Origin of the sequence: Bradyrhizobium brasilense, from assembly GCF_029714345.1 — a bacterium.
GTDB classification, from domain to species: Bacteria; Pseudomonadota; Alphaproteobacteria; order Rhizobiales; family Xanthobacteraceae; genus Bradyrhizobium; species Bradyrhizobium australafricanum.
This window is the reverse complement of the sequence record NZ_CP121669.1, coordinates 1,398,066-1,422,128: the sequence shown is the minus strand read 5'-3', so window position 1 is coordinate 1,422,128 and position 24,063 is coordinate 1,398,066. Positions and strand designations below refer to the sequence as shown.

General features: G+C 64.8%; 20 protein-coding genes. 3 read left to right on the top strand and 17 right to left on the bottom strand.

Going from position 1 to position 24,063, the window contains the following annotated elements:
• Window positions 1-74 precede the first annotated feature (74 nt).
• From QA635_RS06365 to QA635_RS06300, 14 genes are all read right to left on the bottom strand, one after another.
• Window positions 75-1,274, bottom strand: coding sequence for an ABC transporter substrate-binding protein (locus QA635_RS06365; protein ID WP_283067913.1), 1,200 nt, complete (start codon window positions 1,272-1,274; stop codon window positions 75-77).
• 121 nt (window positions 1,275-1,395) lie between these two features.
• Entirely contained in the window at window positions 1,396-1,809 is a 414-nt protein-coding gene (locus tag QA635_RS06360) for a DUF3052 domain-containing protein (RefSeq protein WP_283067911.1), read from the bottom strand.
• A 12-nt stretch (window positions 1,810-1,821) separates the two neighbouring features.
• Complete coding sequence (gene ftsH / locus QA635_RS06355) at window positions 1,822-3,744, bottom strand: ATP-dependent zinc metalloprotease FtsH (protein WP_057018122.1); 1,923 nt, start codon at window positions 3,742-3,744, stop codon at window positions 1,822-1,824.
• Between the two features lie 258 nt (window positions 3,745-4,002).
• Window positions 4,003-5,037, bottom strand: coding sequence for a tRNA lysidine(34) synthetase TilS (gene tilS, locus QA635_RS06350; protein ID WP_283067908.1), 1,035 nt, complete (start codon window positions 5,035-5,037; stop codon window positions 4,003-4,005).
• A gap of 52 nt (window positions 5,038-5,089) precedes the next feature.
• Window positions 5,090-6,133, bottom strand: coding sequence for a tol-pal system protein YbgF (gene ybgF / locus QA635_RS06345; protein WP_283067906.1), 1,044 nt, complete (start codon window positions 6,131-6,133; stop codon window positions 5,090-5,092).
• Between the two features lie 251 nt (window positions 6,134-6,384).
• The gene (pal, locus tag QA635_RS06340) at window positions 6,385-6,867 is read right to left on the bottom strand and encodes a peptidoglycan-associated lipoprotein Pal (RefSeq protein WP_283067904.1); all 483 of its coding nucleotides are present in this window, start codon (window positions 6,865-6,867) and stop codon (window positions 6,385-6,387) included.
• Between the two features lie 272 nt (window positions 6,868-7,139).
• Complete coding sequence (locus tag QA635_RS06335; protein WP_057018120.1) at window positions 7,140-7,874, bottom strand: N-acyl amino acid synthase FeeM domain-containing protein; 735 nt, start codon at window positions 7,872-7,874, stop codon at window positions 7,140-7,142.
• A 172-nt stretch (window positions 7,875-8,046) separates the two neighbouring features.
• Window positions 8,047-10,371, bottom strand: coding sequence for a putative bifunctional diguanylate cyclase/phosphodiesterase (locus tag QA635_RS06330; protein ID WP_283067901.1), 2,325 nt, complete (start codon window positions 10,369-10,371; stop codon window positions 8,047-8,049).
• Between the two features lie 184 nt (window positions 10,372-10,555).
• Window positions 10,556-11,881 carry a Tol-Pal system beta propeller repeat protein TolB gene (gene tolB, locus QA635_RS06325; RefSeq protein WP_028340643.1) on the bottom strand — a complete coding sequence of 442 codons (1,326 nt, stop codon included), beginning with the start codon at window positions 11,879-11,881 and terminating at the stop codon, window positions 10,556-10,558.
• A 72-nt stretch (window positions 11,882-11,953) separates the two neighbouring features.
• Window positions 11,954-12,886, bottom strand: a complete 933-nt coding sequence (locus QA635_RS06320; protein ID WP_050386124.1) for a cell envelope integrity TolA family protein — start codon at window positions 12,884-12,886, stop codon at window positions 11,954-11,956.
• Window positions 12,887-12,916: 30 nt separating this feature from the next.
• On the bottom strand, window positions 12,917-13,384 hold the full coding sequence (locus QA635_RS06315; RefSeq protein ID WP_016846953.1) for a biopolymer transporter ExbD: 468 nt from the start codon (window positions 13,382-13,384) through the stop codon (window positions 12,917-12,919).
• A 34-nt stretch (window positions 13,385-13,418) separates the two neighbouring features.
• Entirely contained in the window at window positions 13,419-14,132 is a 714-nt protein-coding gene (gene tolQ, locus QA635_RS06310) for a protein TolQ (protein ID WP_016846954.1), read from the bottom strand.
• A 580-nt stretch (window positions 14,133-14,712) separates the two neighbouring features.
• Window positions 14,713-15,099, bottom strand: coding sequence for a fluoride efflux transporter CrcB (crcB, locus tag QA635_RS06305; RefSeq protein ID WP_283067891.1), 387 nt, complete (start codon window positions 15,097-15,099; stop codon window positions 14,713-14,715).
• A gap of 245 nt (window positions 15,100-15,344) precedes the next feature.
• Window positions 15,345-15,944 (bottom strand): superoxide dismutase, encoded by a 600-nt coding sequence (locus QA635_RS06300; protein ID WP_016846956.1) that lies wholly within the window; start codon window positions 15,942-15,944, stop codon window positions 15,345-15,347.
• A gap of 139 nt (window positions 15,945-16,083) precedes the next feature.
• Here QA635_RS06300 and QA635_RS06295 point away from each other — a divergent pair, with 139 nt between their 5' ends.
• From QA635_RS06295 to QA635_RS06285, 3 genes are all read left to right on the top strand, one after another.
• Window positions 16,084-16,614: a GNAT family N-acetyltransferase gene (locus QA635_RS06295; protein WP_283067887.1), complete on the top strand. Its 531-nt coding sequence runs from the start codon at window positions 16,084-16,086 to the stop codon at window positions 16,612-16,614.
• Between the two features lie 136 nt (window positions 16,615-16,750).
• The gene (locus QA635_RS06290; RefSeq protein WP_253625385.1) at window positions 16,751-18,136 is read left to right on the top strand and encodes an MATE family efflux transporter; all 1,386 of its coding nucleotides are present in this window, start codon (window positions 16,751-16,753) and stop codon (window positions 18,134-18,136) included.
• Window positions 18,137-18,396: 260 nt separating this feature from the next.
• Window positions 18,397-18,840, top strand: a complete 444-nt coding sequence (locus QA635_RS06285; protein ID WP_283067882.1) for a DUF2147 domain-containing protein — start codon at window positions 18,397-18,399, stop codon at window positions 18,838-18,840.
• A gap of 246 nt (window positions 18,841-19,086) precedes the next feature.
• On the opposite strand, the gene QA635_RS06280 is transcribed toward QA635_RS06285, so the two are convergent.
• The 3 genes from QA635_RS06280 to htpG all read right to left on the bottom strand — a co-directional run bounded on the left by QA635_RS06280 (window position 19,087) and on the right by htpG (window position 23,974).
• Window positions 19,087-20,235, bottom strand: a complete 1,149-nt coding sequence (locus tag QA635_RS06280) for a DUF3095 domain-containing protein (protein ID WP_283067880.1) — start codon at window positions 20,233-20,235, stop codon at window positions 19,087-19,089.
• 171 nt (window positions 20,236-20,406) lie between these two features.
• Window positions 20,407-21,612, bottom strand: a complete 1,206-nt coding sequence (zigA, locus tag QA635_RS06275; RefSeq protein WP_283067878.1) for a zinc metallochaperone GTPase ZigA — start codon at window positions 21,610-21,612, stop codon at window positions 20,407-20,409.
• 499 nt (window positions 21,613-22,111) lie between these two features.
• Window positions 22,112-23,974 carry a molecular chaperone HtpG gene (gene htpG, locus QA635_RS06270; RefSeq protein ID WP_283067876.1) on the bottom strand — a complete coding sequence of 621 codons (1,863 nt, stop codon included), beginning with the start codon at window positions 23,972-23,974 and terminating at the stop codon, window positions 22,112-22,114.
• Window positions 23,975-24,063: the final 89 nt, after the last annotated feature.

Below are 24,063 nucleotides of genomic sequence, written 5' to 3'. Positions count from 1 at the left end.
ACGCCGCTGCGCGGCTCCTCAGGATGACGGGTTTGATCATGGCGCTCACAGTTCAAGCGCGATCAGCCCCACCCTCAATTCCCCGTCTGAAGCTCGCCGAAGCGATCCCAGGTCTTGCCGTTGAAGCGCATCAGTTGCATCTGATCGACCGGCACGTGGTCGGCCGGCGAGGTGTTGACCTTGATGCCCGGCAGCAGCATCGGCAATTCCAGGCCCTTGATCGCGAATGCCTGACGCAGGATGTTCTCGGTCGAGAGATCGTCGCCGCAGGCCTTCAGCACCGCCTCCAGCGCCATCGCGCTGTTGTAGGCGTTGACGTAATTGGTGTCGTGCTGATCGCCTTCCGGCACGTATCTGGTCATGAACTCGCGCCAGCCCTTCATGCCGGGATCGTCGCTCCATGCCGGGTCGTCCGGATCCTTCACATAGGCCGTGGAGATGATGCCGGTGCCGGCCTCGACGCCGGCAGGCTGCATCACGGTCGAGATCCACACCGCGGTGTTGGACAGGAAGGTCATCGGCCGCCAGCCGATCTCAAAGGCCTTGCGGATCGACTGCGCCGCGAATTTCGGCGTCGCCGCGATCACGAAGACGTCGGCATTGGTGGCCTTCAGCTTGACGATCTGGGAGTCAATCGTCGGGTCCGTGATCTCATAGGTCGCAACCGTGACCAGAGACTCATACTTCTCGCCGAGCACGTCCTTGAGGCCGGCGAGATAGTCGCGGCCGTAGTCGTCGTTCTGCGAGATGACGGCGAACCTTGCATTCGGATTCTTCGCCAGCGCATAACGCGCATAGAGCCGTGCCTCGTAACGGAACGGCGCCTGCACGCCCATCGCCGCCTGCGGGAATTGCGTGACGTCGCCGAATTTCGAGGCGCCGGAGGCCAGAAACAGCTGCGGGATGTTCTTGCCCTGCAGGTACTTTGCGATCGCGGTGTTGTGCGCGGTGCCGATCGAGGAGAAGATCAGCGCGACCTCGTCGCTCTCGACGAGGCGGCGCGTCTGCTCCACCGTCTTCGGCGGCGCGTAGGAATCGTCCAGCGAAATGAAGTTGATCTTGCGACCATTGATGCCGCCGCGATCGTTCAGCATCCTGAAATAGCCGGCTTCGCCCTTGCCGAGCGCGCCGAACGCCGACACCGGCCCGCTATAGGGCATGGTCTGGCCGATCCTGATTTCGGTTGATGTGACGCCGCGCATCTCGGCGGCGATGGAAGACGTGGGCAGCAGCAGGAACGAAATGGCGCCAAGCGCGCCGAATGCCTTGCGCATCAGCCTCCCCTCCCCTTTTTCTTGCCGCGCCTTCAGACAACGCGGCCGTGCCGTTTGACGGCTTGGCGCGAGGATGCCACGGCGCCGCAGCGGAGGCCACGGATATTCGAAAGGCGCGATTTCAGCGCTTGCCGCGGTCCTTGACCGGGATCACGAATTTCAGTCCCGACCAGACGTCATCGACCGCACAGACCTTGACGTCGACCAGGCCGCTCGCGAGCCCGGTTTCGCGGACCTGTCTCTCCGTAAGATCGGTCGCGACGCCCGAACTCTTCTTCGGCCACGACACCCAGATCATGCCGTCAGGGGCGATCGCATGACGGTAACGCCGCAGCCTGGCCGCAAGCCCCTCGGCCTTGGCGGCGAACAGGTGCACGGCATCGAGCGGTGCCCGTGCGGTCTTCGTCACCAGCACATCGGCGGGCAGCTCGCCGACAACGTCGCCGTAGGGAACGGACAACCCGTCGACAAAAATACAAAAGCCCGGCTTGAGGCCGAGCTTTTGCACAACTGGTTTGCCGGACGTGCCGGCCATCGCGGGCGAGGCTTACGCCTGCGGCTGCGGCTCCATGCCGGTGTCCGGATCGGGACGCGGGCGCGGCTTGCCGGCCGGCGGCACGGCGGATGCGCGCGGCGTCGACGGCTCCAGCACCGACTCGCGATTGGGCTTCTTGCCCTTCAAGAGGTCGATGATCTCGTCGCCGGTCAACGTCTCGAACTCGAGCAGGCCCTTGGCGAGCGCCTCGAGGTCCTCGCGCTTCTCGGTGAGGATCTTGGTCGCCTCGTTGTAGCCTTCCTCGACCAGACGCCTGATCTCGGAGTCGATCTTCTGCACGGTCGCCTCGGACGCGTTCTGCGTGCGCGAGACCGACATGCCGAGGAACACCTCGTCCTGGTTCTCGCCGTAGGAGACGGTGCCGAGCTCTTCCGAGAGGCCCCAGCGCGTCACCATCATGCGGGCAAGGCGGGTCGCCTGCTCGATGTCGGAGGCGGCGCCCGAGGTCACCTTCTCGCGGCCGAAGATCAGCTCTTCGGCGACGCGGCCACCCATCATGATGGCAAGGCGCGAAGTCATCTGCTCAAGCGACATCGACAGCTTGTCGCGCTCGGGCAGCTGCATCACCATGCCCAGCGCACGGCCGCGCGGAATGATGGTCGCCTTGTGGATCGGATCGGTCGCGACGACGTTGAGGCCGACGATGGCGTGGCCGCCCTCGTGATAGGCCGTCAGCAACTTCTCTTCCTCGGTCATCACGAGCGACTTGCGCTCGGCGCCCATCATCACCTTGTCCTTGGCCTCTTCGAACTCGGCCTGCGTCACCATCCGCTTGTTGCGGCGGGCGGCGGTCAGCGCAGCCTCGTTGACGAGATTCATCAGGTCGGCGCCCGAGAAGCCCGGGGTGCCCCGCGCGATGGTCTTGAGGTTGATATCCGGCGCCAGCGGCACTTTGCGGACGTGAACCTTGAGGATCTGCTCGCGGCCGACGACGTCCGGGTTCGGCACCACGACCTGGCGGTCGAAGCGGCCGGGACGCAGCAACGCGGGATCGAGCACGTCGGGACGGTTGGTCGCCGCGATCAAGATCACGCCCTCATTGGCCTCGAAGCCGTCCATCTCGACCAGCAGCTGGTTCAGCGTCTGCTCGCGCTCGTCGTTGCCGCCGCCGAGGCCGGCGCCGCGATGACGGCCGACCGCGTCGATTTCGTCGATGAAGATGATGCAGGGCGCGTTCTTCTTGGCCTGCTCGAACATGTCGCGGACGCGGCTCGCGCCGACGCCGACGAACATCTCGACGAAGTCAGAACCGGAGATGGTGAAGAACGGCACGTTGGCTTCGCCCGCGACCGCGCGCGCGATCAGCGTCTTGCCGGTACCGGGAGGGCCGACCAGCAACACGCCGCGCGGAATCCGTCCGCCGAGCCGCTGGAATTTGCCGGGGTCGCGGAGGAATTCGACGATCTCCTGCAGGTCCTGCTTGGCCTCGTCGACACCCGCGACGTCCTCGAAGGTGACGCGGCCATGCGCCTCGGTCAGCATCTTGGCGCGCGACTTGCCAAAGCCCATCGCCTTGCCGGCGCCGCCCTGCATCTGCCGCGACAGGAAGATCCACACGCCGATCAGCGCGATGAACGGCAACCAGGAGACGAGCAGCGAGACGAACCACGGCACGTTATCGCCGGGCGCCTTCGCGGTGATCTGCACCTTGGCGTCAAAGAGGCGCTTCACGAGCGTCGGATCGCTCGGCGCGTAGGTCTGGAAGCTCGTGCCGTTGTTGAAGGTGCCGTGAATCTCCGGCCCCTGGATCACGACGTCGCGGACATGACCCTGATCGACCTCAGTGAGAAGCTGCGAGAACGAGATGTCCGAGGACGACGAGCGCTGGCCAGGATTCTGGAAAAGCGTGAACAACGCCAGCAACAGCAGGACAATGATGACCCAGAGGGCGAAATTCCGCAGATTGGCGTTCATGGTCTTCCTTCGTGGTCGCGCGGATCGCGGCCTCTCTCTATCCTTGGGCAGGCTCTGTGGGAATCCCCAGGGAATCCATCCCGTCGATGGCATACAATTTAGGTGCCGCTGGGGTAGATGCCAAGGGAACCACGCACGACTATTTACCGCATCCTAGCGCGATTCCCGGTCAAAAAATGGCGCTGAATCCGGTGTTTTTCCGGGGTGGTTAAGCCTCTTTGCCCGATTATGACAGCGATTGAAACAATCGAACCCGGCTCAGCGAGAGCGCCCCCGGCGGGGCGGTGCCGGGCCGATCCTGATACGGCCGGCGGCGATGCTGATGACCGCTCCGGCAAGGGTCTGTTTCAGCTTGGATTCGCGTTTTCCCAAAGTCCCATCCAAGGCCTCGTCCATCGCGGCGAGCAGGGTTTCGACCTTGCCGAGTTCGGCCGGGCCCTCATGTCCGACGCGGTCGATGGCGCGCTTAAGCAGACGGACGCGGATTTCCTCGGGCATCACCGCGAACAGCGCAGCATCGAAGCCCGCGCCGGAATTATCCTCGCTCTTCAACGCAAGATAGTGCTCGGCGCCGTCGACCAGCACCTCCAGCGCGGCATTGGCGCGCGCGATCCGCGCGGCAAGCCGCGCCAGGTTCCGCGCGTCGCCGCCCTCCTCCGCGAGCATCGGCATCAGCGCGCGCAACCGTGGACGCGTGTAGGATCGATCGCGGTTGGTCGGATCGTCGGCAAAGCCGATGCGCGCCTTCTTCAGCGTCGCGATCAGCTGGGCCTTGGAGATGTCGAGCAGCGGCCGTGTCAGCAAGACGCCGTCGCGCTCGGTCTCGCGCGCCATTGCCGAGAGGCCCGCAACGCCGCTGCCGCGCAGCATCCGCATCAACAGCGTCTCGGCCTGATCGTCACGGGTGTGCGCGGTCAAAATATGCGTGGCGCCATGCTTGCGCGCGGCCTGCGCGAGCAGTCGGTAGCGGGCCGCGCGCGCGGCCGCCGGCACGCCGGTTCCAGGCTTTGGTCCGGTCCAACGCATCGTGTGATGCGGCAGCTCGAGATTTCGCGCCAGCCGCTTGACGTCGCGCGCCTCGCGAGCCGCTTCAGGGCGCAGGCCGTGATCGACCGTGACCGCCACCAGCCGCGGTCCCTGCGCGAGCGCGCGGCGCCAGCGCGCGGCGAGCCACATCAGCGCGACTGAATCGGGACCACCGGACACCGCAAGCAGGAGCGCCGGCGCGCCCGCAAGGCCTGCGAACAGGCGCTTGGCGTCCCGTGCCGGGATGGCGGATTGATCGTCGGGCATCGCAAAACCAGCTGCTGGCGGAGAGGCCGGAAGCGGCCTTCCCGCATCTGGTTTAGCACTTCACGCGCTTCTGCTCGCGGTCAACCGCAGCCTTGACCCCGCCGGACGCGCGCGGGTACTTCCGCGTGATCTCGCCGAACGCGGCGCAGGCCGCTTCCTTTTCCTTCAGCGCAGCCAGCGACTGGCCGAGCCGCAGCAGGGCGTCGGGCGCCTTCGCGGATTTGTCGAACTTGGTGGTCACGCCGAGGAAGGTCTCCGCAGCATCGCGATATTGCTGGCGCTGGAAATAGCTTTCGCCGAGCCAGTATTGCGAGTCCGCCACCAGGGGATCGTTCGGATACTTCTGGCCGAAGTTCTTCATCGTCTCTTCGGCGAGCGCATAGTCCTTGCGCTGCATATAGCCGATGCCGAGGTCGAACTCGTCCTTCGACGTCGCCGACGGCGGCAGCGTGGTCAGGGCTGCGCTCGCGCCGGGCGCACGCTGCGGGCTGGTGTTGCCGAGATTGAGCGGCTCGCCTGCCCCACGGCCGCCGGGCGCACCAACCGCCGCCTCACTGGGCATCGGCATCCCGCCGCCGCCAAGTGCGCGCGGCGCCCCTGGGGCATTCGGGTTCTGGTTCGGATCGAAGGCATCGCCGCGGCCGCGGCGGCCGGAAGCCGCCGGCGCCGGCTCCTGCGCGATCGGCGCAGGCGCCGCGATCTGCTGCTGCTGGTCATAGCCGCCCTGCGGCTGCCGGCCATATCCTTGCTGCGGCTGGCCGTAGCCTTGCTGGGGCTGGGCGTAGCCCGGCTGCGCTTGCGGGTAGGCCTGTGGTTGCTGCGCCGGCGGAACCGCCGCGACGCCGGGCTGAGCCGCCGGAGCCTGTCCACCTGGGCCGGGCGGTTGCCCGCCAAGCTGCCGCAGCCGCTCCTCGAGCTGGCGGTTGCGGTATTGCAGTTCCTCGTTCTGACCGGTCAGCTGCCGCAGCTGGTTCTCGAGCCGCTCGATCCGCATTTCAGCATCGGAATCGTCGGATTGGGCAAACACTGGCGAGGAAACGGCGAGCAACGCCGCGATCGCCGCGGCGGAGGAAAGAAAATGAATCCTGGATGACATTTTGCCCTGACGACGAGATCGACGTGAAAAGCGAGCGACATTGAAAGACGGAGTACGCCGGAATTGTGACTGGCACTTCAAATCCGGGACAGCGTCGCGGGATACCGGTTTAGTACGGACGCTGGAACAAGCAAGCGGCCAATTGCGCGCAGCTTCGTTCATCTTGATGACGGCGGGCCGGGCCTTCACGCGGCCAAAACAAAACCGGCGCCCCGAAGGCGCCGGCTTGAAAACACTCATTCAGGTTCGCGTCAGGAGCTGGCGTTCAGCACTGTGACGGCGCGACGATTCTGCGACCAGCAGGAGATGTCGTTACAGACCGCGACCGGACGCTCCTTGCCGTAGGAAATGGTGCGCATGCGGCTCGGATCGATGCCGCGCGAGGCGAGGTAAGCGCGGACCGACTGGGCACGGCGGGCGCCGAGCGCGATGTTGTATTCGCGCGTGCCGCGCTCGTCGGCATGACCTTCGATGGTGAAGGAGTAACGGTTATAGGTCTGCAGCCACTGCGCCTGCTTGTCGAGGGTCGCCGTCGCCTGCGGGCTGAGATCGGTCTGATCGCTCTCAAAGAACACGCGGTCACCGACATTGACCACGAAATCCTGCTGGCTGCCCGGGGTCGCGGCGCCCCCAATCGCGCCATTGGCGTCCAACGGGTTCTTGTTGGCACAGGCCCCCATCGACAGCGCCACCGCCAGAACCGTAACCAGCTTCATACCCTGGAGATAATTCATTCCCGGAGCCTCCACGCTCGCGCTCTTCGTACTACCCAATCGATCTACAGGGCGATGGTTAAGCGAACGTTCCGTCAACCTTGACGAGACCTTGCTGAACCCCATCAAATGCCAGGCAATGGCGAAAAGCGCCCCCGATGGTTAATGGGTGGCAAATGTGGCGCGATGGTGAAGGGAAGGCAAGGTTCGCGGGAACCGGCCGCTTTTGCAGGACAATTTGGCCTGCGCGCAACAGTCGATCGACACTGACTCGATGAGAATGGCCGATTCCCTCAGGGATTCGGCACGATCGAAGCGCGCTCGAACGGCTGCACGAAGCCGTCGGGCTGCAACTGGCCTTCGCGGTCGAACAGCATGCGCCGCTCGAAGGCGCTGGAGCGCAGGAAGGGATAGCGGGCCAGCACGCGTTCCCGCACCGTCGGCAGATGCGACGCCATCAAGCCGACCGGCTTCACCAGCCCGGGATAGAGCCGCGGCTCCGACCAGGTCTCGTGCAGGAACACACGCCGGTAGAACGCCATGTGCTCGGGCCGGACCGGCGCCAGGCCGTAATCGGCGTTGAAGTGCACGCCCGCGGTCGAGCCGAGGCGCACGGTGACATAGGGCAGTTCCGGAACGTTCCGGGCCTTTTCGGGATCCGCGACGAAGCGCGTCGAGTCGATGAAGACCAGACCCTGATCAAGCTTCGGCAGCAGCACGTCGCCGAACACCTCGAGCGTCGGCGAGGTACGCCACTCCGGCGTCACCACGGTGATGCGGATCGAGCTGCAGAGTTCGCCCTGCAGATAGACACCGAACACCCAGGCATTCGGCGCATCATCGAACTGATCGACGACCCGCTCATCCGCCGAGGGCCGGATCGCGCCTTCGCGCAGATAGGCGCGATAGCGAAGCCGGTAGATCTCGTCTTTCTGTTCCGGGGTCTGAGCGAGGCGGTAATCGACTTGATCCAGAGGGTCCGCAAGCCTTCCTGTCGCGGGCTTGATGGCTTCGGCCGCGGACCTCATTTGGTACTCCCTGAACAACGCAACAACTTCAACGCGCGGCCAAAAGATTAACAGCTTCTTAATTTCCGTCAAAGCAATCGAGGCAATACAGTTAACCTCTCGCCGCGAGGGTACACTACGAATGGTGCAGCCGAAGGCTCTCACAACTATCGATTGAGTATATTGCGCCGTGTCAAGCGATCGAGCGCGAGGGAACCACGTGCAGTTGCTCGTCGGTCCGCCGGCCGTGCGAGGCATTGAGCAGCTGGCGGATGCGGACGGAGGGAACCGGCCGGCTGAACAGGTATCCCTGTGCTTCGGTCACCGCGCCATCGGCGCTGATCAGTTCGAGCTGCTCATTGGTCTCGATGCCCTCGACCACGACCGACATACCGAGATCCGCCGACAGCCGCGCCACCCCGCGCAGCAAGGTCAGCGGACGGTCGCTGTCGATGCCTTCGAGGAAGGACCGGTCGATCTTGACCTTCTGCAGCGGGAAATTGTGCAGGTAGCTGAGCGACGAGTAGCCGGTGCCGAAATCGTCCAGCGAGATCCGCACGCCGAGCGAGCGCAACTGGGACAGCAAGTCGTGGGTCAGCTCGGTGTTGTGCAGCAGCGAGGATTCGGTGATCTCGATCTCGAGCCGGTGCGCCGGCAGGCCGGAGACCTCGAGCGCGTAGCGAACCTCGCTCAGCACGTCGCGCTGGTGGAACTGCTGCGGCGAGAAGTTGACCGCGACGCTGACCGCCTCGGGCCACTTCATGCATTCCATGCAGGCCTTGCGCAGGATCCAGCGGCCGAGATCGACGATCAGGCCCATGTCCTCGGCAACGGGAATGATGTCGACCGGAGAGACCGTGCCGCGCGCCGGATGGTTCCAGCGCAACAGCGCCTCGCAGGTGCTCACCTTGCCGGACTTCAGGTTGATCAGCGGCTGGTAGAACAGCTCGAATTCTTCGTTGGCGAGCGCCTTGCGCAGGTCGAGCTCGAGGATGCGGCGGGCCTCGACGGTTTGCGCCATCTCGTCGCGGAAGAAGCAGAAGGTGCCGCGGCCGTCGGCCTTGGCGCGATAGAGCGCCATGTCGGCGTTCTTCAGCAGCGTGTCGGCGCCGACGCCGGGCGCGGTCATCGCGATGCCGACGCTGGCGCCGATCTCGACCAGGTGATTGTCGATCTTGTAGCGCTCGCTGAGGCGGTCGACGATGCGCCGCGCCAGCGCCGCAGCGTCCTCGTGCGAGTGGATGTTCTGCTGGAACACCACGAACTCGTCGCCGCCGAACCGCGCCACGAAATCCTCCGGCCGCAGCATCTCGCGCAGCCGCTCGGCGACCGCGCAGAGCAGCTGGTCGCCGCAGGGATGGCCGAGCGTATCGTTGACCTGCTTGAACTGGTCGAGGTCGACGAACAGCAATGCGGAGCGATGGTCGCCGTGCTGCATGGCGAGCAGCCGGCCGATTTCGTCGCGGAAATTGACGCGGTTGGGCAGCGCGGTCAGCTCGTCGTAGCGCGCGAGGTGGCTGATCCGGGCCTCGGCGTCCTTGCGCTCTGTGATGTCCTCGACCAGCACCACCGTGCCGCCGCCGGCCATCGGCTGGAAGGTCCAGTCGAGCGAGCGGTTCTTGGTTGGGTCGGGGTCGCTGGTGACGATATCGCCGCGCTGCGAGCTCTCGATCTCGTAGAGGATCTGCTGTGCGGCCGCGGCCGAGATCGAGCCGGACAGGACGCAGGCGTTGCAGATATCGGTCGCGCTGGCGCCGCGCTGCACGAAATCGTCCGACAGCTGCATCATCTCGATGAAGCGGTGGTTCATCACCGCAACGCGGCCGTCGGCGCTGAACATGCACAGGCCGTGCGGCATGTTGTTCAGCGCGGTATCGAACTGACCCGCCAGCGCGGCCTCGCGCTCCTTGGCGATCCAGGCGTTGACGTAGATGCGCTGCAGGCTGGAGGTCAGGTGCCGGATGGCGCTGAAGAACACCAGGCTGAGCAGCGCAAGGGCGATGTGATAGGGGCCGCCGACATACATCAGCGCCAGGATCAAGGGACCGATCGACATCAACAGATGCAGGTGGAAGATCTGCGGCCGGCCGAAGGTCCGCCCTACCCCCGCCGAGGTGTAGGCGACCACCGTGGTCACGCACAGCATGTGCGCGGCGGCATCATTGGTCGTGAGCAGCACGGTGACGCCCCAGATGCCGAGCGAGATGCCGTAGGCGATGGTGCCGATCCGGTAGCGCTTCTCCCAGGTCACGGACTCTTCGACGGTGAGCCGGGAATTGCGCTGCTGGTAGCGGTACATCTGCAGCGCGCGCGTCAGCCCCACCACGATGAACAGCGGCACGCACAGCCAGCACAACAGATTGCTCGTGACAGCCGCAATCACGGCGCCCGCAATGGCGGGGCCGAAGGCGCCGAAGATCATGGGCGCTGGGTTCATGAACAGGGAATCGACCAGCGCCGCCGAAATCGTCGGCGACATCGACCGGTCCGGTTCACCCGTCTGACTTGCAAACTGCATTGTGAGAGCGCGCGTCCTTTTCAGCTCGCACTCTTACTGATCGCAGGTGAAGTCTTTCTGAGCGAACATCGTTAGCAAGTCCTTGCCTCGCCCAGCCGACGGCCGGAATTCACTATAAAATTCAGTGCGCTAGGTGAGAAGTGCCGACCGCCGCCGAGGTTCCCAGGAGCAGTCTGCACCCACCTCACGACAACAGCGGTGACCAAGCCGGGTCGGAGGCAAAGCCCGGGGTCGGTACCCGCAGCTCGTTGCGGCCGGACACGTCGATGGTGAACAGCGACGGGCCGCTGTTGCCGCCGGGATCGCGGAAGAACATCACGACGCGCCCGTTCGGCGCAAACGTCGGGCCTTCATTGTGGAAGCCCGAGGTCAGGATGCGCTCGCCCGAACCGTCGGGTTTCATGATGCCGATCGCGAACTGCCCGCCGCCCTGCTTGGTGAAGGCGATGTAGTCGCCGCGCGGCGACCACACCGGCGTCGAATAGGTGCCGTCGCCGAACGAGATGCGCTGCGCGCCGCCGCCGGTTGCCGGCATCACGTAGATCTGCGGCTTGCCGCCGCGATCCGACTCGAAGCACAGCCGCGTGCCGTCGGGCGCGTAGGACGGCGAGGTGTCGATCGCCGGCGTGTCGGTCAGCCGCGTCATCGACTTCGAGCGCAGATCCATCACGAACAGGTTGGAGTTGCCGCCCTGCTGCAGGCTCATGATGACGCGCTGGCCGTCGGGCGAGAAGCGCGGCGAGAACGACATGCCCGGGAAGTTGCCGACGATCTCGCGCTGGCCGGTCTCGATGTTGAGCAGATAAACGCGCGGGTCGCCCTGCCCGAATTCCATGTAGGTGATTTCCTGGGTCGACGGCGAGAAGCGCGGCGTCAGCACGAGGTCCGAGCCGCGGGTCAGGTAGCGCACATTGGCACCGTCCTGGTCCATCAGCGCGAGGCGCTTGACGCGGCGATCCGCCGAGCCGCTCTCGTCGACGAACACGACGCGGGTATCGAAATAACCCTTCTCGCCGGTCAGCCGCTCGTAGATCTGGTCGGAGATGATGTGGGCGATGCGCCGCCAGTATTCGGCGGAGGTGTCGTATTGCTGGCCGGCGAGCTGCTGGCCGGTGTTGACGTCCCAGAGCCGGAACTCCGCCTTCACCCGCCCGTTGCCCTGGCGCGTCATGCGGCCGGTGACCAGCGCCTGCGCGTTGATGCTCTTCCAGTTGTTGAAGTTCGGCGCCGCGTCGATGTTGATCTGCTTCTCGAGATAGGCCGCCTGATCGATCGGCGCAAACAGGCCGCTGCGCTTCAGATTGTTGGTGATCACCTGTGTCACGCCGACACCGACCTCGGTGTCCCCGGGCGTGCCGGCGGCAAAGTTCGGGATCGCGATCGGCAGCGGCGCGAAGTCGCCTTCCGGAATGACGACGCGCTTCTGTGCAAAGGCGCTGCGGCTTCCGGCCAGCACGCCTAGGGCAGCCATTCCGGAGATCATCTGTCGGCGGTCGAGGCGAAACGTCATTGCACGCAAATCATTCTGGTCGGTCATTGTCCGTAGACTTTGTTTGCTATTGGCCAAGCGACGCCGTCGCCCTCAGGTCTTTCGCTCTGTGAACACCGGCGCAAAATACTTCCATTCGTCGAAGAAGGCCGCCGGCAGATTGTACGGCTGGCATTCGATGATCGCCCGCAGCGCGCTCTCCTGATAGACGCGCAGATAGGGCGTCGCCGGCGTGCCTTCCGGCACCGGCATGCCCTCGAGCGAGCCGTCACGCTTCAGCTTGATCGAGAACACCGCCTCGGTCTGCTGCGCCTCGATGCCGCCATAGGGCTTCTTCCAGCAGCGCTCGACCTGCTGCTTGAACATCGCGCCCCAGGTCGCGGAATTGTCGGCGGCCTTGCCCTTCGCCGTGCCGAGCGCGGCGTTGGCATTGAGCGTATCGCCGGTCGCCGCGGCCCGCGTCGGGTCACGCTTGTCGAGCAGGGCTGCGATCTTGCTCTGGTCGAACACGCGATCCTTCGGCTTCTGCTCCGGCGGCGGCTTGGCGGCCTGCTGAACCGGCTTCGGCGGCGGCTTCTTCTCTTCCTTCTTGATCGCTTCCGCGATCGGGTCGGGCTTCACCGGATCGGGCTTCTTCTCGACCGGCTTCGGCTCTTCCTTCGGCTTGTTCTCGACCTTCTTCGGCGGATCCGGCTTCTTGTCTTCCGGCTTCTCCACCTTCGGCGCCGGCTGCGGCGCGGTGTCGGTCACGACCGGGGGCTTTTTCTCCTCGACCTTGCCGACGGTGTCGTCGACCGGCTTGGCTTCAGCGACCTTGTCGACCAGCGGCTTGGGATTTTCCTTCTTGCCGTCCTTCTGACCGGCCATGACATGCGAGAGTTGGTCGGGCGAGATCACGTCGACGGCAACCGATTCCTCTTCGGGCATCACGTACGCCTTGGTCGACCACGACACGAGGCCCCACCCGATCACGAGGACGTGCAGGACAATCGATGCCGCCAGAGTCTTGTCGACCTTGACCTTCAAATCAGGCTTCCCCGTGCCTTGGCATGGTGGTTATCCGCCTTCCGGGATGATGACGATATTCGCCTTGAATCCCGCGGCCCGGACCTCCCCGAGCAGTTTCATCATATCCGTGTAACAGACGTCCTTGTCGCCACGCAGATAGACCACTTTTTCGGCATCCGACCGGGCGTCACCGATCGCCTTGATCTTGGCCGGAAAATCGGCGGCCGTGACCGGCGCGTCACCCAGATAGAGCTCGACATTCGAATTGCAGCCGCCGCCGGTGCGTTTGACCGACAGTGTCAGCGGCGGCTGGTTCGACGAGATCGACTTGCCGCCGCTCGCCACCGGCAGGTCGATGTCGATGTTCGACGTCATCAGCGGCGCCGCCACCATGAAGATGATCAGCAGCACCAGCATCACGTCGACCATCGGCGTGACGTTGATCTCGGCCATGACCGGCTTGCGCCCGCCGCGGCGGCGTCTGCCACCGCCGGACCCTGCCATGCTCATCGCCATGATCGCACACCCGCAAAAGTGACCATCATCTAACTCAACCCCGCTCGTCGATCTGACGGGACAGGATGGCGGAGAACTCGTCGGCGAACCCCTCCAGGCGCGCGGCCTGCCGGTTCACCTCCGAAGTGAACTTATTGTAGAAAATAGTCGCCGGAATTGCGGCAATCAGGCCGATCGCGGTGGCAAACAGCGCTTCCGCGATACCGGGCGCCACCACCGCCAAGGAGGTGTTTTTGGAGGCCGCGATCGACTGGAAGCTCGACATGATGCCCCAGACGGTGCCGAACAGGCCGACAAAGGGACCGGCCGAGCCCACGGTGGCGAGCACCAGCAGCCGGCGTTCCAGCCGCTCCACCTCCCGGGCGATCGAGACGTTCATGACCTTCTCGATCCGCGCCTGCAGGCCGGCAAAGGACCGCGACTGGCTTTCGAAGGAGCGCTTCCACTCTCGCATCGCCGCGACGAAACAGGCCGCCATCGACTGGGTCGGCTTGGCAGAGAGGGCCCGGTAGAGTTCCTCGATCGACTGGCCGGACCAGAAAGCCTGCTCGAACTTGTCCATGGCCCGCTTGGTGCGGGCGTAGAGCAGGATCTTGTCGATTGCGATCGCCCAGACCCACACCGAGCAGGACAGAAGTCCCAACATCACGCATTTGACGACCCAATGGGCCTGCCAGAACAGCGCGATCAGCGACACGTCGCTCGATGCCAGTGGCAGAGTTGACTGAGCCACGTCGGCGGGATTCATCGGCAATATCCTCTCAACGCAAGTGTCCCAATTCGGCGGGCCGCCAATCGGCACCCCTTCCACGGCCGCGCGCCCGGCGCGGCAAAACTGCGCGAGAGCCTCTTACATCTGTCGCATGGGGGGCCCGTCCAAAGCCGGGCCCTGCTTCCCCTGCCAACATGTCAAAACGAGGGCTTTTCACGCGTCATTCCGACCCTAACCAAACGCTAATCATGGTTAAGGCGAGGTTACCAAAGGGAAATTTGGAGGCTGGAAATGCCGCCGGCCGGGGAGGTTGGCGGGTTCCGGAGATGAACAGTTTCCGCGGGATGGAAGGTGGCGAGACCCCTCCCCACGTCGTCCCGGCCTGTGCGCAATTGCGCACGGGGGGCCGGGACCCATGACCACCGTACTCAATCATGAACGGGATTGTGGCCCCAGCGCGCGCAACAATTGAGATTTGGGGTAATGGGTCCCGGCCTTCGCCGGGACGACGGGAAGGATGGTTCTCGATTCAAGTTGCCACACCACGCGGTGTCATCACCCCCGCATGCGCATGCGGGTGATCCAGGATTCCAGAGACGGCGGTGCCGAGCGCATCTCACGTCAAATGCCTGATGATCGCGAGCCCGGCGAACAGGCCGGCGATCGAGAGCGCCACCGAGCCCGCGACGTACAGCGCCGCAAGGCCGAGCTCGCCGCGCTCATAGAGCAGCGCGGTGTCGAGCGAGAAGGCGGAGAAGGTGGTGTAGCCGCCGAGGATGCCGGTCATCAAAAATAGCCGCCAGGGCTGCGAGGCGTCGCCCTTGAAGGCGAGATAGCCGGCGATCAGGCCCATTACGGTCGAGCCCGTGATGTTGATGATGAAGGTGCCGTAGGGAAACGCGGTGCCGATACAGCGCGCGCAGGTGACGTTGATCAATTGCCGCAACGTCGCGCCGAGACCGCCGCCGAAGAAGACGAGGAGATAGCTTGCCGCGTTACCCACCAATGCCCCCGCTGGTGTGTGTCGAGTGAGGGCGCATCTTGCCGCACACTCAAATCACCCACCCCTGAAAGGGGAGGGTCGACGCGAATGAAATGAGCGGCGGGGCGGGGTCACAGTCTCTCCATTGAGAGACTGCTCGTGCTGAGAGATGACCCCTCCCCGTTTCGCATTTCGCTTCGCTGCATGCGAAACGACCCTCCCCTTTCAGGGGAGGGTGAAGAAATATGCGACGGTCGAAGCCGCGCTTAGCCGGCCTTGCCGAACAACTCGTCGACATAGTCCCAGTTGACGAGGTTTTCGACGAACGCCTTCAGATAGTCCGGACGGCGGTTGCGGTAGTCGATGTAGTAGGAGTGCTCCCAGACGTCGACGCCGAGGATCGGCACCGCGCCGTGGACCAGCGGGTTCTCGCCGTTCGGAGTCTTGGCGACCTCGAGCTTGCCGCCCTTGACCTGCAGCCAGGCCCAGCCGGAGCCGAACTGACCGGCGCCGGCAGCGGCGAAGTCGGCCTTGAACTTGTCGAAGCCGCCGAGGTCTTCATTGATCTTCTTCTCCAGCCGGCCGGGCAGCTTGCTTCCGCCGCCATTCGGCTTCATCCACTTCCAGAAATGGATGTGGTTGTAGTGCTGACCGGCATTGTTGAAGACGGCCGCGTTCTTGCCGAACGAACCCTTCACGATCTCCTCGAGGGACTTGCCTTCGAATTCGGTCCCCTTGATCGCGTTGTTGCCGTTGGTGACGTAGGCTTGGTGATGCTTGTCGTGGTGAAACTCCAGCGTTTCCTTGGACATGTAGGGAGCAAGGGCGTCGTGGGCGTAGGGCAGATCGGGTAGCGTGAAGGTCATGGGGTAATGTCCAACAGAGGGTGGGAGACTACACTTAACGGGTCCCCCTTATAGAAGGTTCCATGGCGGAGAAACACCGCATTTTCGGATCGCCTATGACAGATCGGCACAGCCCGAACCAAGACCAAGGACCCAGACGATGAGCATCGAAATCGACATTCTCAACGGAGATGCATCGTGGAAGCGCGCCGAGCCGCTGCTCCGGGCGGTCTGGAGCTCGGATGCGGTCGAGAAGCCGGTCTGGGCGGACATCAAATGGGCCCACGCGGATTTGCGCGTACTGCTCGATGCGCCCGACGACAGCGGGCTGGCCTGCCATGTCGGTATCTATTTCCGGACCGTCACCTGGAATGGCCACAAGGTGCATGTCGGCGGCATCGGCGGAGTCTCGACCCGCGCGGACTGCCGGCGGCGCGGCTACGCGTCACTCGCGTTAGATGCCGCCGTGCACACCATTCGTGCCAACGACGCAGTGAAATTTGCAATCTTATTCTGCGAGCCGCACAATTTCGCGTTCTACCAGGCGCGCGGTTGGCATCCCTTCAGCGGCGAAGTCTATTGCGAACAGCCTTCCGGGCAGATCCGCTTCGAGGCGATGGCGCCGTTCGTCAACGACATCGTCCGCGCGCCGCGCCAGGGCAAGATCGACCTATGCGGCCTGCCATGGTGACCCCTGCATCGGCGGCGGTGGCGATGAACGGTGCAACCTCGTAACATGTCGATCATCATTTATTGATTGCGAGCCCGGTTCACTGGCGTTGGATTGCAGTGCGCCCCTCTCCCGCTTGCGAAGTGAGCCGTAACGCATGACCATTGATGCCTCGATCGACGACGTGCAGCCGGCCACGGCCGCGCCCGCCACGCCGGTCAATGACCTCTTGACCGCGCCGATCCTGCCGACGCTGCTTCGCCTCGCGATCCCGAACACCATCGCCATGTTCGGCTCGACGCTGGTCGCGGTGGCCGAGACCTCTTACATCGGCCGGCTCGGCACCGAGCCGCTGGCCGGCATTGCGCTGGTGTTTCCGTTCGCGATGCTGACGCAGATGATGTCGGCCGGCGCGATGGGCGGCGGCGTCTCGTCGGCGATCAGCCGCGCGCTCGGCGCCGGCGACCGCGACCGCGCCGCCGATCTGGCGCTGCATGCGGCTATCATCGGCGGATGCGCCGGACTGTTCTTCACCGTGATGATGCTGGGCTTCGGCCGCAACTTCTATGCGCTGCTCGGCGGACATGGCGGCGTGCTCGAGCAGTCGATGCATTACTCGCAGGTGCTGTTCTCCGGCGCGATCTCGATCTGGCTGGTCAACACGCTCGCCTCCGTCGTGCGCGGCACCGGCGACATGCGGATTCCCTCGATGACGCTGATCACGGTCTCGATGATCCAGATCGCGGTCGGCGGCGTGTTGGGTCTCGGGTTGTTCGGCATGCCCGGTCTCGGCATGCGCGGCGTCGCCGCCGGACAGCTCACGGCCTTCACGTGTGGTGCGATCTTCCTCGCCTGGTATCTCGCCTCTGGCCGCAGCCGGTTGAAACTCGACTTCGCCGCCTTCAGCTTCCAGCGCGCGATGTTCCTCGACATCCTCAAGGTCGGCGCGATCTCCTGCCTGTCGCCGCTGCAGAGCGTGCTGACGATCCTGATCTTCACCAAGATCCTGGCCAGCTTCGGCACCGAGACGCTGGCCGGTTACGGCATGGGCTCGCGGCTGGAGTTTTTGCTGATCCCGATCGCGTTCGCGGTCGGCGTCGCCTCAGTGCCGATGGTCGGCATGGCGATCGGCGCGGGACTCGTGACCCGCGCCCGCAAGGTGGCGTGGACCGCCGGCACCGTCGCCGGACTTGTCGTTGGCTTCGTCGGACTTGTGGTCGCGCTCAAGCCGACGCTATGGATCGCGCTGTTCACCACCGATCCCGGCGTGACCGCCGCGGCTTCGTCCTATTTCGCGCTGGCCGGCCCGGGCTTCGGCTTCTTCGGCGTCGGCGTCTGTCTCTATTTCTCCTCGCAGGGCGCGGCCAAGGTCGGCGGACCGGTGCTGGCCGGCACTATCCGCCTGCTGCTGGTCGGCATCGGCGGCTGGTGGCTCGCTACCGTGAGCGCCCCGGCGTGGACGCTGTTTGCGCTGGTCGGCGGTGCAATGGTGGCGTTCGGCCTCGCCACCATCATTTCGATCCGGCTGACCCGCTGGGGATAAATACGACGCAGCGCCCTCGCACCGGAGCGTTGCCCGAGCATGACTGCTCCTGAAACAGGCACCAAAATTTTTGGGAGCGCGCTCACCTGATCGCGCGAATATGACATTGCAGAAATTCTTCGACTTGCTATGCAGGCCGACCTCTAAAGCGCGATGAGATTGGGTCGAATCGTCATCGCGCTTTAGCTCTTTGTTTGATCATGATCTTTTCGGAAAGCCGCTTCGCACTTTTCCGGATCATGCTCTGGGGGGAATGAGCCATGGCCTGCAGATTCGAATTCATGATCGCAATCATTGCGACGGCGCTTGCCGTGCCCGCCGCGCATGCGCAAGGCGCGCCTGAGCCGGTCGGCGTCTGGCAGACCCAGGCCGGCGATGCCCGCGTCAAGATCAGCAAATGCGGCGGCGGCATCTGCGGCGTGGTGGTGAGCCTGCGCGACCCGATCGATCCGATGACCGGCAAGCCCCAGATCGACAACAAGAATCCGAATCCGTCGCTGTCCAGCCGGCCGATCATCGGGCTGCCGCTGTTTTCCGGCATGCATCCGGTCGCCGCGGGCAAATGGTCGGGCCAGATCTACAACGCCGACGACGGCGGCACCTATGCGAGCAGCATCTCGGTGACCGGCGAGAGCACGCTGCGCGTCGAAGGCTGCGTCGGCGCGCTGTGCGGCGGCGAGACCTGGACGCGGGTGGGGCGGTAATTCTGAGCCGAGCGGCAACCGCGACGGGACCATGCTCCCTCGCCCCGCTCTTGCGGGGAGAGGGTTGGGGTGAGGGGCTCTATCCGCGTAGCCATATCTGAATTGTAGTCAGCTCACCGTCGATCTCGCGAGTCGGATGAATATCTCCTTGCGGCCACGCATTGCCCTGCCCCTCACCCGGAAGCCACGCGAGGCGAGGCTTCCGACCTCTCCCCGCAAAAGAGCGGAGAGAGGTTAGAAAAATTGCTACACCGCGCGCGCCTTCAGCACCGTCGCCGCCGACGCGTATCCGCCGCGAGCGCCGTCAATGAAATGGACGTGGTCGGCGCGCATCACCGACGGAGTGAAGCAGGTCATCATCGCGGCATCCTGCTCGTGCAGGCCATAGCGCACGATGCCCTGCACGGCGGCGGCGGCGAGGCGCTGCTCGATGTCGGCGGCGAGCTCCGGCGTGCAATCCAGGATCATGCGCAGGCCGTCGTCGAACTTGCGGAAGTCTGAATTCTCGACCACCTGCTGCAGATAACGTTTCGGCGCGAACTTGCCGACCGGGATGTTGAACCGCATCAGCGTATAGGCCCACAGCGCGAATGTGAGCACCATGGCGCGCCGCAGCGCAAGCGGGCCGCTGCGCCGTGCGCGCGCCTCGTACTCCATTCCCTGCGGCGGCCAGTGCAGCGGCGGGCCGCTGGCGGGCACCGGCCGGCCGGCGTCGGGACTCTTCTCGACGCGGACGACGATATCCTCGATCACCTTGCGGAAGGACGCGGGATCGGCGTTCTTTGCCGGCAGCACCAGCACCGACAGAATGACGCCGCGCGCGGACGGCATCACCTCGAAGCGGCAGGACAGGCCGGACAAATCGGGTTGCGTGCCCTGAGGCGCCGGATCGACCGCGAACTCGGCGCGCTTCATCGCGGCATCGGCGTAAGCAAGACCGCCGCCTGAGAACATCGCATAGGACAGATTGGCCGACGGCCCGAAGCGCGCGACGCGGACATCGGCGCCCGCGGCGCGGATCGCGGCCATCGGCACCAGCGCCACCCGCAGCACCAAATCGAGGTCGTCGTGCACCCAGCGCGCGGTCGCGGCGAGGGCTTCGCGCGCCTTGTCGAGATCGGCGGGCGCGACCGCAAAACTCGCACCGTCGCCGCCGAACACGAAGGGGAATTCGCGGCCCTCCAGCGCATTGGTGACGGCGGCGACCACCGCGGCGCCGGCCATGTTGACCGCCTTGTAGCGTTGCGCCGCGATCGCCTTGGTCGATTCCACGATATCGGCGACGCCGACCGTCCAGTCATCCGGCAACGGCGCATACAGCGCGGGGTCCATCAGCCGCGCGAAGCCGCGAAACACCGGAATGCCGCCGTAGAAGATATCGCTGCCGCCAGCCATCGCAACGCCGCGCCGTTTCCGCCCCGATGCGGGATTCTGTAGCAGATACGGCGCGGGTTGGGACCGGTTTTAGAAGCGTAGCCCGGATGGAGCGCAGCGAAATCCGGGAACCTCTCAAGCGGCGGGAGACCCCGGATTGCGCTCCGCTCCATCCGGGCTACGGTGACTGCCTCACGCCGCCTCGCCTGCCCTGCTCCACGGCGGAAACGGATCGCGCAGCCCAGCCCAGGCCTGTGGGTCCATGCCCGGTCTGCCGGTGACGAGGCAGGCATCGAGCCGACGGCGGATGTCGTCCTCGTTCATGCCGGAGCCGATGAAGACCAGCTCCTGCCGGCGATCGCCGTAGAGATCGTTCCAGCTCCGCTGCATCATCAGCCGCCAGTCCGGATGATCCGGCCAGCGCTCGCGCGGGATCGCGGCCCACCACGAACCGAGCCCTTCGGTGCGAACGATGGCGCCGGCCTGGCTCAGCTCGCCGCACCAATCCGGGCGCGTCGCGATCCAGAAATGGCCCTTGGCGCGGATCACGCCTTGCCAGCTCTCGCGCAGGAAGGCGTGGAAGCGCAGCGGATCGAACGGGCGCCGCGCCCGGTAGACGAAGCTCGTGATGCCGTATTCCTCGGTCTCCGGCACGTGCCCGGCAGAGCCGTAGAGCTCTTTGTGCCAGAGCGGATGCTGCTGCGCGCGCTCATAGGCGAAGCGGCCGGTGTCGAGCACGCGGTCGAACGGGACCTTTGCGAAATTCGCCTCGACGATGTCGGCCTCGGGATTGAGCGCGCGCACGATGGTGCGGGCGGCCTCGCGCTCGGCCTGCGTCGCGGCATCGACCTTGTTCAGCACCACGACATCGGCGAATTCGATCTGCTCGACCAGCAGATCGACCAGCGTGCGCTTGTCGCCGTCGAGCGCCTCCCCGCGTTGGCTGAGGAAATCGGTCGAGGCGTAGTCCTTCAGGAGATTGGCGGCGTCGACCACCGTGACCATGGTGTCGAGCCGCGCGATGTCGGAGAGGCTTTGACCATCCTCATCGCGAAACTCGAAGGTCGCGGCGACCGGCAGCGGCTCGGAGATGCCGGTCGATTCGATCAGGAGATAATCGAAGCGGCCGCTCTCGGCGAGAGCGCGCACCTCCTTCAGCAGGTCGTCGCGCAGGGTGCAGCAGATGCAGCCATTGCTCATCTCGACCAGTTTTTCGTCAGTCCGGGACAGGTTCGCACCGCCATCGCGAACCAGGTCGGCGTCGATGTTCACCTCGCTCATGTCGTTCACAATCACCGCAACCTTCAGACCGCGGCGGTTGTTCAGGACGTGGTTCAGCAAAGTGGTCTTTCCAGCCCCGAGGAAGCCGGACAAGATGGTGACGGGGAGTTTTTGCATCGAGATCAAACAGTTGCTGGAGGGATCGGCGGCGGCGGGACATGGGGCATTCGCTTGATGTTATGTTATAACATAACATCAATGAGGCGCGGCCTGTCAAGCGCCTGGGCGGCGCAGTCAGCCTGCCAGTTTTAGAAATGCGTAGCCCGGATGAAGCGAAGCGAAATCCGGGGCCGCGCTATCCACGGATGGACCTTTCCCGGATTGCGCTACGCTCCATCCGGGCTACGTCCGTCATGCTGAGGAGGCCGCGCAGCGGCAGTCTCGAAGCATACGGCCCCGCCGCAGCAGTACGGCCGCGCATCCTTCGAGGCTCGCTCCGCTCGCGCCTCCAGCGACAAAGGCAAAGCCTTTGCGCGGGGATGACGGATTTGCGGCTGCGTAGCCCGGATGGAGCGCAGCGAAATCCGGGGCCCGCCTCAGCGAACGAAGAGACCCCGGATTGCGCTTCGCTCCATCCGGGCTACGGGCTCAGGATGACGGGTTCAGAGTTCGCGCTCTACTTCCCCAATCCGCGCAGCACGAGTTGGTTCATGCGGCCAGCGAACGCGGCGGGGTCGTCGGGCATCTCGCCGTCGAGGATCTGCGCCTGTTCGAACAGCAGCAGCGACAGGTCCTTCGCCTGCGCGCTGTCGGTCGCGAGCGCCGCGACCAGCGGGTGGCGCAAATTGATCTCGAGCACCGGCTTTGTGATCGCGCCGCGGTTCTGCTGGGCGAGCAGCCGCTCCAGCGCGCGGTCGCGCGCATCGCCGCCGGCAACGAGGCACGACGCGCTCGCGGTCAGCCGCTGCGAAGCCCGGACGTCGGAGACGCGCTCGCCGAGCGCGTCCTTGATCACGGCGATCGTGGTCGCCGCGTCGGCCGCGGGTTCGTCCTTCTTGTCGTCCTTATCGTCGGCAAGCGGGATCAGGCCGAAATCGACATCGCCCTGGCTCAGCGACTTCAGCGGCTTGCCGCCGAAATCGAGCGGCGCCGAGGTCCAGAACGCATCGACCGGATCGGTCAGGAGCAGCACCTCGATGCCGCGGGCCCGCGCCGATTCCAGCTTCGGGTTCGACTTCAGCCGCTCGACGCTGTCGCCGACCAGATAATAGATCTCGGTCTGGTTCGGCTTGAAGTCGTCGACAACCTGCTTCAGCGAGCGGTTCTCGCCCGACGTCGTGGTGAAGCGCGCCAGCGCCAGCAGCTTGTCGCGGCGCTCGAAATCCTCCCACAGGCCTTCCTTGATGACCGGGCCGAACGCGTCCCAGATCTTTGCAAAGGTCTCCGGCTCCTTCTCGCCGAGCGTCTCCAATTCACCGATCACGCGGCCGGTAACGGCCTTGCGGATCTGCGCGAGCTGCGGATTGTTCTGCAGCATCTCGCGCGAGATGTTGAGCGGCAGATCCTCACTGTCGATCACGCCGCGAATGAAGCGCAAGTAAGCCGGCAGCAGCTCCGCATCGTCGGCGATGAAGACGCGGCGGACGTAGAGCTTGACCTTGCCCTTGCGCTCAACCTGAAACAGGTCAAAGGGCTTTTGCGACGGCGCGAACAGCAGCACGGCGTAGGACTGCCGCCCCTCGGCGCGGTAATGCAGCGTCATCGCCGGCTCATCGAACGCACCGGCGATCTGCTTGTAGGCCTGCGCGTAGTCCTCCGGCGTGAGCTCGGATTTCGAGCGCTGCCACAGCGCGCTTGCCGAATTGATCTGGCGCGGCTCGCCCTCTTCCGGCACCAGCAGGATCGGAAACTGGATGTTGTCGGAATATTCGCGGACGATGCGCTCGATCTCGTAGGCCTCGAGATATTTGGCGGCGTCCTTCTTCAGATGCAGCACGATCTCGGTGCCGCGCGCGACACGCTGGGCGGCCTCTTCGCTCGCCGGTGCGATCTCGAAGCCGCTGCCGCCTTCCGACGTCCACACCCACACCTCGTCCGAGCCGGCGCGGCGGCTGGTGACGACGATCTTCTCGGCGACCATGAACGCGGCATAGAAGCCGACGCCGAACTGGCCGATCAGGTTGGCGCCGTCCTTGGCCTCGGTGAGCTTCGACAGGAACGATCTGGTGCCGGAGCGCGCGATGGTGCCGAGATTGTCGATCAGCTCCTGGCGCTCCATGCCGATGCCGGTATCGACCACGGCAAGCGTGTTGGCCGCCTTGTTCGGGACGATCCTGATCTCCGGCGGCGTGCCGTCGGTGATCAGGGACGGATTGGCGATCGCCTCGTAGCGCAGCTTGTCGCAGGCATCCGACGCGTTCGAGATCAACTCGCGCAGGAAGATATCGGTCTCGGAATAGACCGAATGCACCATCAGGTGCAGCAATTCGGCAACCTCGGCCTGGAACGGCTGGGATTCGGCAGCAGCAGTTGTGGTCATGCGGAAACTCGGACAATCGGTAGGTGGCGGGAAAGCCCTGATATAGCGCGATCGCGCCGCGTGGCAAGGTTGCCAAATGCGGCCGGAAC

What these genes read in the sequence shown, in the direction of transcription:
- QA635_RS06365 (WP_283067913.1), bottom strand. Translation starts at nt 1,274, where the DNA reads ATGCGCAAGGCATTCGGCGCGCTTGGCGCCATTTCGTTCCTGCTGCTG.
- QA635_RS06360 (WP_283067911.1), bottom strand. Translation starts at nt 1,809, where the DNA reads ATGGCCGGCACGTCCGGCAAACCAGTTGTGCAAAAGCTCGGCCTCAAG.
- ftsH (WP_057018122.1), bottom strand. Translation starts at nt 3,744, where the DNA reads ATGAACGCCAATCTGCGGAATTTCGCCCTCTGGGTCATCATTGTCCTG.
- tilS (WP_283067908.1), bottom strand. Translation starts at nt 5,037, where the DNA reads ATGCCCGACGATCAATCCGCCATCCCGGCACGGGACGCCAAGCGCCTG.
- ybgF (WP_283067906.1), bottom strand. Translation starts at nt 6,133, where the DNA reads ATGTCATCCAGGATTCATTTTCTTTCCTCCGCCGCGGCGATCGCGGCG.
- pal (WP_283067904.1), bottom strand. Translation starts at nt 6,867, where the DNA reads ATGAATTATCTCCAGGGTATGAAGCTGGTTACGGTTCTGGCGGTGGCG.
- QA635_RS06335 (WP_057018120.1), bottom strand. Translation starts at nt 7,874, where the DNA reads ATGAGGTCCGCGGCCGAAGCCATCAAGCCCGCGACAGGAAGGCTTGCG.
- QA635_RS06330 (WP_283067901.1), bottom strand. Translation starts at nt 10,371, where the DNA reads ATGCAGTTTGCAAGTCAGACGGGTGAACCGGACCGGTCGATGTCGCCG.
- tolB (WP_028340643.1), bottom strand. Translation starts at nt 11,881, where the DNA reads ATGACGTTTCGCCTCGACCGCCGACAGATGATCTCCGGAATGGCTGCC.
- QA635_RS06315 (WP_016846953.1), bottom strand. Translation starts at nt 13,384, where the DNA reads ATGGCGATGAGCATGGCAGGGTCCGGCGGTGGCAGACGCCGCCGCGGC.
- tolQ (WP_016846954.1), bottom strand. Translation starts at nt 14,132, where the DNA reads ATGAATCCCGCCGACGTGGCTCAGTCAACTCTGCCACTGGCATCGAGC.
- QA635_RS06300 (WP_016846956.1), bottom strand. Translation starts at nt 15,944, where the DNA reads ATGACCTTCACGCTACCCGATCTGCCCTACGCCCACGACGCCCTTGCT.
- QA635_RS06295 (WP_283067887.1), top strand. Translation starts at nt 16,084, where the DNA reads ATGAGCATCGAAATCGACATTCTCAACGGAGATGCATCGTGGAAGCGC.
- QA635_RS06290 (WP_253625385.1), top strand. Translation starts at nt 16,751, where the DNA reads ATGACCATTGATGCCTCGATCGACGACGTGCAGCCGGCCACGGCCGCG.
- QA635_RS06285 (WP_283067882.1), top strand. Translation starts at nt 18,397, where the DNA reads ATGGCCTGCAGATTCGAATTCATGATCGCAATCATTGCGACGGCGCTT.
- QA635_RS06280 (WP_283067880.1), bottom strand. Translation starts at nt 20,235, where the DNA reads ATGGCTGGCGGCAGCGATATCTTCTACGGCGGCATTCCGGTGTTTCGC.
- zigA (WP_283067878.1), bottom strand. Translation starts at nt 21,612, where the DNA reads ATGCAAAAACTCCCCGTCACCATCTTGTCCGGCTTCCTCGGGGCTGGA.
- htpG (WP_283067876.1), bottom strand. Translation starts at nt 23,974, where the DNA reads ATGACCACAACTGCTGCTGCCGAATCCCAGCCGTTCCAGGCCGAGGTT.